The following is a 12,466-nucleotide window of genomic DNA, read 5'->3' as shown; positions in this document are numbered from 1 at the left end:
GACGTTGAAGAAGGGGAGCAGTGCTCCCCTTTTTTGAAAGCTGATACCCGTTCAAGATCATTTTAAGAGGATATCCGACATGGCAGCTATTTCTGCTTCTCTGGTGAAAGAACTGCGTGAGCGCACTGGCCTGGGCATGATGGAGTGCAAGGCTGCACTGGTAGAGGCCAATGGCGACATCGATCTGGCAATCGACAACCTGCGCAAGTCCAGCTCCCTGAAAGCGGCCAAGAAAGCCGGTCGTACTGCTGCTGACGGTGTGGTTGTAGTTAAACAGTCTGATGACAACACTTACGCTGTAGTAGTTGAAGTTAACTCTGAGACTGACTTTGTTGCTCGCGATGACAACTTCGCTGCCTTCGCAGCCAAGGTTGTGGGCAAAGCCTTCAGTGATAAGCAGATTGATGTGGCTGCACTGATGGAAGGTGAACTGGAAAGCGATCGTTCTGCTCTGGTTCAGAAAATTGGCGAAAACATCGGTGTGCGCCGCGCAGCGCAGGTAGCATCTGATGTGGTTGGCAGCTATGTTCACAGCAACAACCGTATCGCTGTTCTGGTTGCGCTGAAAGGTGGTAACTCTGAGCTGGCAAAAGACGTAGCAATGCATGTTGCTGCTTCCAATCCTCAGGTCGTCAAACCTGCTGATATGCCTCAAGAGCTGATCGAGAAAGAGAAAGAAATCTTTACCGCTCAGGCTCAGGAGTCTGGCAAACCTGCAGAAATCATTGAGAAAATGGTGCAGGGTCGTATTCAGAAGTTCTTGGCTGAAAGCAGTCTGATCAACCAGCCTTTCGTTAAGAACCCAGAAGTCACCGTGGGTGATCTGGCCAAACAGGCTGGCGCTGAAGTGGTGTCTTTTGTGCGTTTCGAAGTAGGCGACGGTATCGAGGTCGAAAAGAAAGACTTCGCTCAGGAAGTTGCTGAACAGCTGAAGAAGTAATTCAGCTTCTGTTTAAACCGCCGACTGTTGTCGGCGGTTTTGTCTATATGGTGTATACCACATATCTGTATTCTGGAGCTCGACCTTATGGCCACCGAAAAGAATCAAGCCAAATATAAACGTATTCTGCTGAAGCTTTCCGGAGAAGCCCTGATGGGGGATGAGAGCTTTGGTATTGATCCTAAAGTGCTTAATCGCATGGCGCTGGAAGTTGGCCAGTTAATCGGGATCGGCGTTCAGGTAGGCTTAGTGGTAGGTGGCGGGAATTTGTTCCGTGGTGCGGCATTGGATGCTGCCGGAATGGATCGTGTGACCGGTGATCATATGGGGATGCTGGCAACAGTGATGAATGCCCTGGCTCTGCGCGATGCCCTGGAGCGTTCAAATATAGCTACTCGAGTCATGTCTGCAATTCCTATGAGTGGTGTGGTCGATCATTATGATCGCCGTGGCGCGATTCGTGCCCTCAAACAGGGAGATGTGGTTATATTTGCCGCTGGTACAGGTAATCCGTTTTTTACCACTGACTCTGCTGCCTGTTTACGTGGCATTGAAATTGAGGCAGATGTGGTATTGAAGGCAACCAAGGTTGATGGTGTCTATACTGCTGATCCGGTAAAAGACCCAGCTGCTACTAAATACGATTTTCTCACCTATGATGAAGTTCTTGAGCGTCAGTTAGGCGTGATGGATCTTACAGCTATCTGTTTGACGCGCGATCACAACATGCCTGTTCGGGTATTTAACATGAACAAGCCTGGAGCGTTGGCCAGCATTGTGACAGGGGGGCCTGAAGGCACCCTTATCAGTGTGGCGCGTTAACCAAGTCGGGAGACCATAATGATTGAAGATATCAAACGCGATGCTGAGCAGCGCATGCAGAAAAGTATCGAGTCGTTAGAAGGCCAGTTCAACAAGATTCGCACTGGGCGTGCAACACCTGCGATTCTGGATGTGGTACGAGTCAGTTACTACGGAGTTGATACCCCGTTGAGCCAGGTGGCTAACGTCATTGTAGAAGATGCCCGTACCCTTCTGATCTCTCCATGGGAGAAAAAGCTGGTCCCGGAAATCGAGAAGGCGATCTATCGTTCCGATTTGGGGCTGAATCCGAATACTACGGGTGACGTTATTCGTGTACCTATGCCTCCATTGACTGAAGAGACGCGCAAGACTTACATCAAGCAGGCGCGTCAGGAGGCAGAGAATGCACGTGTCGCCATCCGTAATGTGCGTCGTGATGCCAATGGGATGATCAAGGATCTGCTCAAGGAGAAAGAAATCTCCGAAGACGATCAGCGTCGTGCTGAGGAAGCTATCCAGAAAGTGACCGACAAATACATTGCTGATGTTGATAAGCATCTCGAGTCGAAAGAAGCGGATCTGATGGCGATCTGATGGTGAGGGCCGAGCTCGCTTGGCCCCAAACCCATAACGCTGCAAACGATGCAGTGCATGAGTGTCGTATTCTCTATGTCTAAGGAAGTTGCCCTGAGTACAGTCCCTCGTCATGTAGCCATAATCATGGATGGAAACAATCGTTGGGCAAAAAAACGCTTTCTGCCGGGAGTGGCAGGTCATAAGGCAGGAGTAAAGTCAGTTCGTGCAGTCATTGATACCTGCATCAAGCATGGTATCGAGGTACTGACGCTGTTTGCTTTTAGCAGTGAAAACTGGCGACGGCCAGAAGATGAAGTTAATGCGTTAATGTCACTCTTTGTGTATGTGCTTGAGCGTGAGGTCAAAAAATTACACAAGAGTAACGTCAAACTCAGGGTTGTAGGTGAGCGTGAGCGCTTAGGTGTGCAGCTTAACAAGCTGATTGATAGCGCAGAGGCATTAACCTGCAATAACACTGGGCTGGTTCTTGCTGTGGCTGCCAACTATGGCGGTCAATGGGATGTCGTTAATGCATGCAAGAAATTAGTCGCTCAGGTTCAGGCTGGCGAGTTGGCGTGTGACGATATATCAGAAGATATTTTTAACGCAGCTGTGAGTTTGGGGGATCTGCCAGCCCCGGATTTGTGCATTCGTACGGGTGGTGAAAAGCGCATCAGCAACTTTTTGTTGTGGCAGATGGCTTATACGGAATTCTACTTTACACCAACGCTCTGGCCTGACTTTCGTGAGAAGCAGCTGCTGGAAGCGGTTGCTGACTTCTCTGGGCGCCAGCGGCGCTTTGGTCATACTACTGAGCAAGTAGAGGCCATGAAAGGTGTTTAAGACTCGTTTAATCACTGCGCTGTGTCTGATCCCAATCGTCTTCTGGGGATTGTTTTTTTTACATGGCTTGAGCTTTCAGTTATTCACCGGTTTGGTTGTTGTACTCGGTGCTTGGGAGTGGAGTTCTTTGGCGGGTATGCGCGATTTGCGCGACCGTTGTGCTTACGTAGCAGTGATTGGCGGGAGCCTCGTACTGCTAAGTCTGTTGTCGAGTGTACAAGTATGGTTGTTGCTCCCTGGTGTATTGTTCTGGTTGATTGCGGCTTACTGGGTTGTTCGTTATCCGCAAGCCCAAGGCTGGCATACCAGGCGATTCATGACCCTGATCGGTTGGTGGGTGCTTGTTCCGCTATGGGTAGCTATGGTCTGGCTTAATGCGGTAGCCAATTTTGCTTCCTGGCTGATCTATTTGTTGTTTTTGGTTTGGGGTGCTGATACCGGCGCTTATCTTGCCGGGAAACGTTTCGGGAAGACCAAACTTGCACCTCAGGTTAGCCCCGGTAAGACCCTTGAGGGCGCTGCCGGTGCTTTTCTGACAGTTAGTCTGCTAGCTGTCGTGTTTTCTTCCTTGTCTATATTGCCTCTGTCTTTTGCTTCGTTGTGGGTGCTGAGTATGCCGATTGTGCTGGTATCTATACTGGGCGATCTGCTTGAAAGCATGTGCAAACGAGCAGTGGGAGTGAAAGACAGCGGCAAGTTGTTGCCTGGTCATGGCGGTATTCTGGATCGTATTGATAGTTTGTGTGCCGCTTTGCCATGCTATGTCTTTGCTATCTGGATGCTTGGATGGGTTTAATCTTTTACTGCACAGGTAAGCTTGAAGCTTGTCTCACTTCAATGAAGTCCGATGGATGGTGGTTTGATGTTTTTCGTCGGTTTTTGCCCAATTGCAGTATTTGGTGCTCAAATCTGTCTGGTAGGTAATGGTTCTTAAAGGTTGAGCGATGACGAATCTGATCGCCCTGATCGTCACCTTGGGTATCCTGGTGACAATTCACGAATATGGACACTTCTGGGTTGCTCGTCGCTGTGGAGTCAGAGTGCTGCGCTTCTCGGTTGGGTTCGGAAAGCCTTTACTTAGCTGGCATGATCGTCATGGTACTGAATTTTGTATTGCTGTCATTCCCTTGGGTGGCTATGTGCGTATGCTGGACGAGCGGGAAGGAGAGGTCGCGGAGTCTGAGCGTGCGTTTGCCTTTAACACCAAGACTGTTTTTCAGCGTTTTGCCATTGTGGCTGCCGGGCCAATGATCAATATCATCTTTGCAGTACTGGTGTACTGGTGGCTGTTCGTCATCGGTGTTCAGACTATTGTGCCAGTGATTGGGGAAGTGGTTCCGGGTTCGCCTGCAGCATTGGTGCAGGTGCCAGTGAATGCAGAAATAACTGCTATTGATGGGCATGCTGTCAGAAGCTGGGAAGAGGTAAATACCCGGTTAGCTGCGCTGATCGGGGAAACTACCAGTGTAGCTCTGGATGTAAAAGCGAACGATGGCAAGAGTATTCACTATCAGCTGCCTATTGAACAATGGCTGGCAAAAGAGGCTGAGCCGGATCTTTTAAATGGTATCGGCATGTTACCTTGGCGGCCGCATTGGGACTCCATTATTGGTGAGGTGGTGCCGGGGCAAGCTGCTGAGGCAGCAGGCCTGAAGGCGGGAGACAAAATCCTGGGCGTTGATGGTGTTGCAATATCCAGCTGGAGTCAGTGGGTGGATATCGTGCAGAGGCATCCCGGCCAGTCAATGCAAGTTGCCCTGATGAGAGGTGCACAGCAGCTTGGTTTGACATTGACACCTCATAGTAAGAACAGTGACGTCGATGGTCGGGTGATTGGTTACATTGGCGCTGCTCCACAGGTGCCTGTCTGGCCTGATGCCATGAAGCGAACCATTCATTACGGTGCCGTGGATGCATTTGCCGAGGCGCTTCACAAGACATCAGAAATGGTCAGTCTGATGGTTGCATCGGTAGGTAAGCTGGTTTCAGGCTTGATGTCCGTAGAAAGTCTTGGTGGGCCGATTACTATCGCTAAGGTTGCGGGGGCATCTGCATCTTCAGGGCTGGAGAGTTTTGTTTCCTTCCTTGCCTATCTGAGTATTAGTCTCGGTGTACTGAACCTGTTGCCGATTCCTATGCTGGATGGCGGTCATCTGCTGTTTTTTCTGGCAGAAATGGTCAAGGGTAAGCCTGTATCTGACACCGTGCAGATGATTTCTTTACGCTTTGGTATGGTGGTGCTCGGCGGTGTCATGTTGCTGGCTCTGTACAATGATTTGATGCGTTTGTAATATGGCGCTCATTTAATTGAGCAATGAAGCCCTGGATTAGCATGAAGCGACTAGTACACACTTTGGTTTTCGGCGCCTGTTTAGGGGTGTCTACAGCGTTGTGGGCTGACACATTCAAAGTTCAAGACATCAAGCTCGAAGGGCTGCAGCGCCTCGCCCCGGGCAACGTTTTTTCTGCTATGGGCATCAGCGTCGGTGACACGATAGATGATAGCCGGGTGGCTTCTGCGATCCGTAGTCTCTTTGCTACTGGCAACTATCAGGATGTTGATATATCACGCCAAAACAACGTTCTTTTTGTATCCGTAAAAGAGCGTCCAGCCATCAGTTTGCTCGATATAGAAGGTAACAAGGTCCTCAAGACAGATGCATTGAAGGATGGTCTGAAGAAACAGGGTCTGGCAGAAGGTGAAATTTTTCAGCGTGCAACGCTAGACAGAATTCAGGCTGAATTAGAGCGGCAGTATCTTGCTCAAGGTCGATATGGAGCGAAGGTAACCGCTTCCGTTGAAGATGCTCCCAATAACCGTGTCAAAATTAATATCAAGATCAAGGAAGGTAGCGTCTCGAAGATTTCTCACATCAATATCGTGGGAAACAAACACTTTAGTAAAGACGAACTGTTTAAGCAGTTCCAGTTAAGTACTAGTAACTGGCTGTCCTTTTTTACTGATGATGATAAGTACTCAAGGGAGAAGCTTTCAGGCGACTTGGAGCGCTTACGTTCCTACTATCAGGATCGTGGCTTTGTAAATTTCAATATCGAATCTACTCAGGTTTCCATTAGTCCTGACAAAAAGAGTGTTTTTATCACTATCAATGTTCATGAAGGTGATCAGTACAACATTGGCAAGGTGTCACTTGAGGGTGATTTGAGCCTGGGTCAGGCTGAGCTGGAGAAGCAGGTAGAAGTTAAGTCCGGTGAGTTGTTCTCCCGGAAAACTATTACTGAAGACGTGGATCGTTTAAAGGGCCGTTTGGGGCATGATGGTTTTGCATTCGCAAACGTTAACCCTGTGCCGGTAGTGCATGACGATAGCAAAACGGTCGACGTCACCTATTTCATTGATCCTCAGACCCGTACTTATGTAAGACGTATCAACTTTACAGGTAATACCGTAACTGCTGACGAAGTGCTGCGTCGTGAAATGCGGCAAATGGAAGCGGCCCCGGTCAATACTGATCTGGTTGACAAGTCGAAGAAGCGCCTTGAACGCCTTGGTTATTTCTCTGAGGTTAACCTTGATATGGCGCCCGTTCCCAATACTTCGGATCAGGTCGACCTGAACTATTCTGTGGTAGAGCAGGCATCAGGATCTCTGTCAGCCTCTATTGGCTTTGCGCAGGGAGAAGGGCTTATCTTTGGCTTTGATGTATCGCAGAAAAACTTCCTGGGTTCAGGTAATCAAGTAAGCTTTTCTCTGACCCGTTCTTCAGTGCGCACTGACTATAGTATCGACTATCTAGATCCCTACTATACCGTCGATGGAGTGTCGCGAGGCTTCAGTGTTTACTATCGTAAGACTGACTATGACCAGGAAGATGTCAGTGATTACCAGATGAGTAAGGTCGGCGCCAATATGACACTGGGTTATCCTCTGGACGAAGACTCCAACATTTCTGGCACCATTGGCTATGAAAAAGTAGGTATTGATCTTGGATCTTCTCCGATCCGTGAAATTATCAAGTACGTGGATAATTACGGTGACAGCTATAACGAATTCTTGGGCAGCGTCGCTTGGAATCGTAACCGCCTGAACAACACCCTGATGCCTACAGATGGTACTTACCAACGTGCTGGTCTTGATGTGGCTCTGCCTGGTAGTACGCTCGACTATTACAAACTTGGCTACAAGGGTGACATTTATTGGCCCATCGGTCAGAAAGGCTATGCCGTACACTTGGGCACCAACTTGGGTTACGGCGATGGCTATGGTGGAGAGACCAAGCTGCCATTCTATGAGAACTACTATCTGGGCGGTATCAGCTCATTGCGTGGCTTTAAGACTGGATCGGTTGGGCCCAAGGGGACCCCATGTATCGAAGGAACGGATTCTCCATGTGATGGCTCCGATACCAGCAGTAATGCTGTAGGCGGTAACGTGAAAGTGGCTGGTACCGCAGAATTCATTTTCCCTGTTCCTTACTTTGAAGATAAGAGCTCTATCCGTAGTCTGTTCTTCCTTGATGCAGGTAACGTCTACGATACGAAGTGTGATCGCAGCATTGATTCCAGCTGCAGCCGGAATATTGATCTGGGCGATATTCGTTACTCAACAGGTGTTGGGGTTGTGTGGCTCACGCGATTTGCGCCTCTGTCATTTGTCATTGCCCAACCATTGAATGCGCAAGACGGTGACCGTAAGCAAAGCTTCCAGTTCTCTCTGGGGCAAACATTCTGATTTTTTAAAGGAGTGAAATGATGAAGACCTGGGCGAGTGCCATGCTCGTAGGTATGGGTCTGTCTCTGGCATCTGTTGCGCATGCAATTGATGTGGTTGTACTGGACGTGCCTCAGGCATTATTCAGTTCCGAGCGTGCCAAGACATTCATGAAAGGGTTGGATAAAGAGTTTTCTGACAGCGAAGGACGCTTGGAAAGATTGGCTCGTGATATTCAGTCTGGTCAGCAGCAGCTGCAGAAGGATGGTTCAGTGATGAAAGACACTGACCGCCGCAAAATGGAGCAGTCGTTGCAGGATAAGGTCTCTGAGTATCGGTTCCTGCAGCAGAAGGTTCAGTCCGGCCGTGCAGATCGCCAGCAGGAGTTTTTGGATAATAACCGGGCTTTGCTGGATAAACTCATTCGTCAGATGATTGATCAGAAGAATATCAAGGTCATTCTTAACAAACAGGGCACTGTTTATGTTGCACCTGATGCAGACATGACTAAGACCTTGGTTGATCTGCTGAATAAGTCCAAATAACGGGACCTGCGTTTGATTTCAAAAACATTCACTCTTGGTGAGATCGCCAGCCATCTTGGGGCTGATCTTCATGGTGACGGCCAGCTCCCGATTCGGGGGCTGGCTACTCTCCGTAACGCTAAAGCTGACCAGCTCAGCTTTCTAGCTAACTCCAAATACGCCAAAGATCTGCAGGATACCCACGCTGGTGCCGTCATTATTGGACAGGATCTGTTAGGAAAATGTCCAACCAATGCCCTGGTTCTGGCCAATCCTTACCTTGGTTACGCACGTATTTCTCACTGGTTTGTCACGGATATTAATCCTCCTGCCGGTATTCATCCCAGTGCGGTGATTGCTAGCAGTGCAAGTATTGACCCTAGCGCATCGATAGGCGCTAACGTCGTTATTGGCGAAGCTGTGATGGTTGGTGCGAACACCATCATCGGGGCAGGATGCTCCGTGGGGACTGCAAGCATCATTGGTGATGGGTGCCATCTGATGGCACGAGTCACTCTTTATTCCAATGTAAGACTGGGTAATGGCGTTCTCGTTCACAGTGGTGCAGTCATCGGTTCTGATGGTTTTGGCTTTGCACCCCATCAGGGGCGTTGGATCAAGATTGCTCAACTGGGCGGTGTTGAGATTGGCGATGATGTGGAAATTGGCGCCAATACTACTATTGATAGCGGTGCTCTTGAGCCAACTCGGTTGGGTAATGGTGTCAAGATTGACAATCAGGTCCAGGTTGCGCACAACGTTCAGATTGGTGACTTCACTGCCATCGCCGGATGCGTTGGGATAGCTGGCAGTGCCATTATTGGAAAGCACTGTACCCTTGGCGGTGGAGTGGGTGTCGCAGGGCATCTGGAAATTGGTGATAACGTACATATCACCGGGATGAGCCTTGTCAGTGCATCGATACGTGAGCCTGGCGTGTATTCATCCGGTACTGCATTGACTACAAATGCGCAATGGCGCAAGAACGTAGCACGGTTCCGTAATCTGGATGATATTGCCAAGCGGGTTAAGCAGCTGGAAAAAAAGCTGCATTCTAATTCTGAAGATAAAGGTTCACTCGATGATGGAAATTAACGAAATTCGGGAGTTTCTCCCCCATCGCTATCCCTTCCTTTTGGTGGATAGAGTGGTTGAAATTATTCCCTCTGAAGATGGTGAACTTGTTGGCAGCCGCATTAGTGCCTATAAGAATGTAACCATCAATGAGCCTTTCTTTAATGGCCATTTTCCAGATCACCCCATTATGCCCGGGGTACTGATCATTGAAGCAATGGCGCAGGCGGCTGGCATTCTCGGTTTCAAAATGATTGATAAGCGACCTGAGGATGGTGCGATCTATTATTTTGTCGGAACCGAAAAGCTGCGTTTGAAGAGACCGGTGGTGCCAGGGGACCGTCTGGAGCTCAATGCTTCAGTGTTATCGGTGAAGCGTAATATCTGGAAGTTTGAGTGTTTTGCACTGGTAGAAGGCAAAGAAGTTGCTTCTACTGTTATTACTTGCGCGGTAAGGGAAGTCTGATTTTGATTCACCCTCAAGCCATCGTTGATCCAAAGGCGCAGTTGGCTTCCGATGTGGAGGTCGGTCCTTGGTCTTATATCGGGCCTGATGTCACCATAGACTCAGGTACAGTTATTCACTCACATGTTGTTATCAAGGGGCCATGTCACATCGGCAAGGATAACAAGATCTTTCAATTCTCGTCTGTTGGTGAGGAATGCCAGGACAAGAAGTATCGGGGTGAACCAACTCGATTGATCATCGGTGACCGCAATGTCATTCGTGAGGGGTGTACGCTGCATCGTGGTACCGTTCAGGACGAAGGATTGACCGAACTGGGAAATGACAATCTTTTGATGGCCTACGTGCATGTAGCACATGATTGTCGGTTAGGAAGCAATATTATCCTGGCTAACACGGTGGGGCTGGCCGGGCATGTGAAGGTCGGTGACTGGGCGATTCTGGGTGGAATGGCGGGAGTGCATCAGTTCTGTAGTATTGGCGCCCATGCCATGATCGGTGGTTGCTCACTGGTACTGAAAGATGTGCCTGCTTATGTCATGGCAAGCGGAAATCCGTTGCAGCCTCATGGCATCAATGTGGAAGGCTTGAAGCGGCGTAAGTTTTCGGACGACGCGCTGAAGACTCTGCGCAAGGCTTACAAAATCGTCTATCGCCAAGGTAATACACTCGATAAGGCCATGGACGAGTTGCAGTCAATGACTGCTGACTGCCCTGAAATACAGCTTCTGCTGGATTCATTACAACAGGCAAGTCGCGGCATTGCTCGTTGATGTCGGTGTCTCGACCTTTGCGCGTTGCCATTCTGGCGGGCGAGTTATCGGGTGATATTCTCGGAGCTGACTTGATGTCAGCTCTTCTCAAGCGCTTTCCTGATGCCGAGTTCGAAGGTATCGGTGGTCCGCGAATGCTCAGTGCCGGTCTTAAAAGCCTCTATCCTCAGGAAGCTCTGAGTATTATGGGGCTGATTGAGGTGTTACCACATCTTTTCAGCCTGGTTCGGGCGCGAAATCGCCTACGTGACCATTGGCTGGCAAATCCGCCAGATGTCTTTGTGGGTATCGATGCTCCTGATTTCAATCTCGGTCTGGAGGTTGTGCTGCGCAAGGCGGGAATTCTCACGGTTCATTATGTCAGCCCTTCAGTATGGGCATGGAAACAATGGCGGCTGAAGAAAATTGCCAGAGCTGTTGATCACATGCTGACACTTCTGCCTTTCGAGGCGGATTTTTACAAACGTTCAGGTATTCCCGTTACCTATGTGGGCCATCCATTGGCAGAGCAGATTCCCTTGACCGTAGAGCAGGCATCATCACGTCTCTTGCTTGGGTTGAATGCGGATCGACCTGTATTGGGTGTACTGCCAGGCAGCCGTGGTGGTGAAGTGAAGCGCTTGGGTGAGATCTTCATTCAGGCTGCCAAGCTCTGTCAGCAACAACTGCCGGAGTTGCAAGTCGTATTGGTGCCTGCCAATGAGAAACGCGAGGCAGAGCTGCGCGCCATTGGCTTTCCTGGCCAGTGGATCTGTGCAACGGCGCAGGCCTCACAGTGCATGGCTGCATCCAATGCCCTTCTGGTGGCATCCGGGACAGTGACTCTGGAGGCTGCCCTTTACAAACGACCTATGGTAATCGCCTACCGCCTAGCTGCACTGACTTATCGTATTGCCCGCAGAATGGTCAAGGTTGCACACATCGGTTTGCCTAATCTGCTGGCCGGTAAACGTCTGGTGCCAGAGTTGATTCAGGATGAGGTGACTCCTGATCGTGTCGCACAGCAGCTTTTACCCATGCTTAGAGAACCTTTCTCTGGTCCGCTGATAGAGGAGTTCACCGCTTTGCATCATCTGTTGCGAGCGGGAGGGGGCGAGACCGCTGCAGACACGATTGAGAGACTACTGATCGAGCGAGGCACGTTATGCAGATGAGCATGATCTTTGCTGGTGGTTTGGTTGCCGGTATTGATGAAGTAGGGCGTGGTCCTTTATTTGGTGATGTAGTGACTGCCGCAGTGATTCTTGATCCCAACAAGCCAATTGCTGGATTAGCAGATTCAAAAAAACTGAGTGAAAGTCGACGCGAGCGGCTTTATGAGCAGATTTGTGTCGACGCGATAAGCTACGCTATCGCTTCTGCATCGGTTGCAGAAATTGATGAGTTGAATATCCTCAATGCCACCATGCTCGCCATGCAGCGTGCGATTGCAGCTCTGCACATCAAGCCTGATTATGTCATGGTTGATGGCAATCGCTGCCCTCAACTGAATATTCCCTGTGAGGCTGTCGTCGGTGGTGATGCCAAGGTCGAAGCGATCAGTGCTGCCTCTATTCTGGCAAAAGTCAGTCGCGACCGAGCGATGAAAACGTGGGCCTTGATCTACCCTGGCTATGGGCTTGAACAGCATAAGGGTTACCCTACAGTCAGTCATTTACAGGCGTTAAGAGCCCTCGGCCCTACGCCTTTACATCGGCGCAGCTTTGCTCCCGTGAAAAAACTCTTGTCGGATACGCTGTCGTAGAGGCCAATTAGGCTTGCCGCACTGTTTCAGCGATATACTCTTCTTCTTTT

General features: G+C 49.7%; 13 protein-coding genes. All 13 read left to right on the top strand.

The features are described from left to right. Positions 1 to 79: 79 nt before the first annotated feature. Complete coding sequence (gene tsf, locus WH50_RS01890) at positions 80 to 940, top strand: translation elongation factor Ts (RefSeq protein WP_104156309.1); 861 nt, start codon at positions 80 to 82, stop codon at positions 938 to 940. A gap of 87 nt (positions 941 to 1,027) precedes the next feature. Continuing rightward, a complete protein-coding gene (gene pyrH, locus WH50_RS01885; RefSeq protein ID WP_104156308.1) occupies positions 1,028 to 1,762 on the top strand; it encodes a UMP kinase in 735 nt (244 codons plus the stop codon). An 18-nt stretch (positions 1,763 to 1,780) separates the two neighbouring features. After that, on the top strand, positions 1,781 to 2,338 hold the full coding sequence (frr, locus tag WH50_RS01880; protein WP_104156307.1) for a ribosome recycling factor: 558 nt from the start codon (positions 1,781 to 1,783) through the stop codon (positions 2,336 to 2,338). A gap of 48 nt (positions 2,339 to 2,386) precedes the next feature. After that, entirely contained in the window at positions 2,387 to 3,163 is a 777-nt protein-coding gene (locus WH50_RS01875) for an isoprenyl transferase (RefSeq protein WP_459536950.1), read from the top strand. Next, on the top strand, positions 3,156 to 3,959 hold the full coding sequence (locus WH50_RS01870) for a phosphatidate cytidylyltransferase (protein ID WP_110185774.1): 804 nt from the start codon (positions 3,156 to 3,158) through the stop codon (positions 3,957 to 3,959). The genes WH50_RS01875 and WH50_RS01870 overlap by 8 nt, the downstream gene beginning before the upstream one ends. Positions 3,960 to 4,107: 148 nt before the next feature. Further along, positions 4,108 to 5,454 (top strand): RIP metalloprotease RseP, encoded by a 1,347-nt coding sequence (rseP, locus tag WH50_RS01865; protein ID WP_110185773.1) that lies wholly within the window; start codon positions 4,108 to 4,110, stop codon positions 5,452 to 5,454. A 41-nt stretch (positions 5,455 to 5,495) separates the two neighbouring features. Further along, positions 5,496 to 7,856, top strand: coding sequence for an outer membrane protein assembly factor BamA (gene bamA, locus WH50_RS01860; protein WP_110185772.1), 2,361 nt, complete (start codon positions 5,496 to 5,498; stop codon positions 7,854 to 7,856). 17 nt (positions 7,857 to 7,873) lie between these two features. After that, the gene (locus WH50_RS01855; protein ID WP_104156302.1) at positions 7,874 to 8,380 is read left to right on the top strand and encodes an OmpH/Skp family outer membrane protein; all 507 of its coding nucleotides are present in this window, start codon (positions 7,874 to 7,876) and stop codon (positions 8,378 to 8,380) included. Positions 8,381 to 8,392: 12 nt separating this feature from the next. Further along, entirely contained in the window at positions 8,393 to 9,454 is a 1,062-nt protein-coding gene (gene lpxD, locus WH50_RS01850) for a UDP-3-O-(3-hydroxymyristoyl)glucosamine N-acyltransferase (RefSeq protein ID WP_110185771.1), read from the top strand. Then, complete coding sequence (gene fabZ / locus WH50_RS01845; RefSeq protein ID WP_104156300.1) at positions 9,441 to 9,899, top strand: 3-hydroxyacyl-ACP dehydratase FabZ; 459 nt, start codon at positions 9,441 to 9,443, stop codon at positions 9,897 to 9,899. Before lpxD ends, fabZ begins: the two co-directional genes overlap by 14 nt. A 2-nt stretch (positions 9,900 to 9,901) precedes the next feature. Continuing rightward, positions 9,902 to 10,672 carry an acyl-ACP--UDP-N-acetylglucosamine O-acyltransferase gene (gene lpxA / locus WH50_RS01840; RefSeq protein ID WP_110185770.1) on the top strand — a complete coding sequence of 257 codons (771 nt, stop codon included), beginning with the start codon at positions 9,902 to 9,904 and terminating at the stop codon, positions 10,670 to 10,672. Beyond that, positions 10,672 to 11,826, top strand: coding sequence for a lipid-A-disaccharide synthase (gene lpxB / locus WH50_RS01835; protein ID WP_110185769.1), 1,155 nt, complete (start codon positions 10,672 to 10,674; stop codon positions 11,824 to 11,826). Before lpxA ends, lpxB begins: the two co-directional genes overlap by 1 nt. Continuing rightward, positions 11,823 to 12,416: a ribonuclease HII gene (gene rnhB, locus WH50_RS01830; protein WP_412053240.1), complete on the top strand. Its 594-nt coding sequence runs from the start codon at positions 11,823 to 11,825 to the stop codon at positions 12,414 to 12,416. Before lpxB ends, rnhB begins: the two co-directional genes overlap by 4 nt. The last annotated feature ends 50 nt before the right edge of the window (positions 12,417 to 12,466 follow it).

This window comes from Pokkaliibacter plantistimulans (assembly GCF_003194385.1).
In the GTDB taxonomy this organism is placed as follows: Bacteria; Pseudomonadota; Gammaproteobacteria; order Pseudomonadales; family Balneatricaceae; genus Pokkaliibacter; species Pokkaliibacter plantistimulans.
This window is presented reverse-complemented; position numbering and strand designations above follow the sequence as displayed.

Excerpts from the sequence above, each read along its gene's own strand:
- tsf (WP_104156309.1), top strand. The coding sequence starts at position 80 with ATGGCAGCTATTTCTGCTTCTCTGGTGAAAGAACTGCGTGAGCGCACT.
- pyrH (WP_104156308.1), top strand. The coding sequence starts at position 1,028 with ATGGCCACCGAAAAGAATCAAGCCAAATATAAACGTATTCTGCTGAAG.
- frr (WP_104156307.1), top strand. The coding sequence starts at position 1,781 with ATGATTGAAGATATCAAACGCGATGCTGAGCAGCGCATGCAGAAAAGT.
- WH50_RS01875 (WP_459536950.1), top strand. The coding sequence starts at position 2,387 with ATGCAGTGCATGAGTGTCGTATTCTCTATGTCTAAGGAAGTTGCCCTG.
- rseP (WP_110185773.1), top strand. The coding sequence starts at position 4,108 with ATGACGAATCTGATCGCCCTGATCGTCACCTTGGGTATCCTGGTGACA.
- bamA (WP_110185772.1), top strand. The coding sequence starts at position 5,496 with ATGAAGCGACTAGTACACACTTTGGTTTTCGGCGCCTGTTTAGGGGTG.
- WH50_RS01855 (WP_104156302.1), top strand. The coding sequence starts at position 7,874 with ATGATGAAGACCTGGGCGAGTGCCATGCTCGTAGGTATGGGTCTGTCT.
- fabZ (WP_104156300.1), top strand. The coding sequence starts at position 9,441 with ATGATGGAAATTAACGAAATTCGGGAGTTTCTCCCCCATCGCTATCCC.
- lpxB (WP_110185769.1), top strand. The coding sequence starts at position 10,672 with ATGTCGGTGTCTCGACCTTTGCGCGTTGCCATTCTGGCGGGCGAGTTA.
- rnhB (WP_412053240.1), top strand. The coding sequence starts at position 11,823 with ATGAGCATGATCTTTGCTGGTGGTTTGGTTGCCGGTATTGATGAAGTA.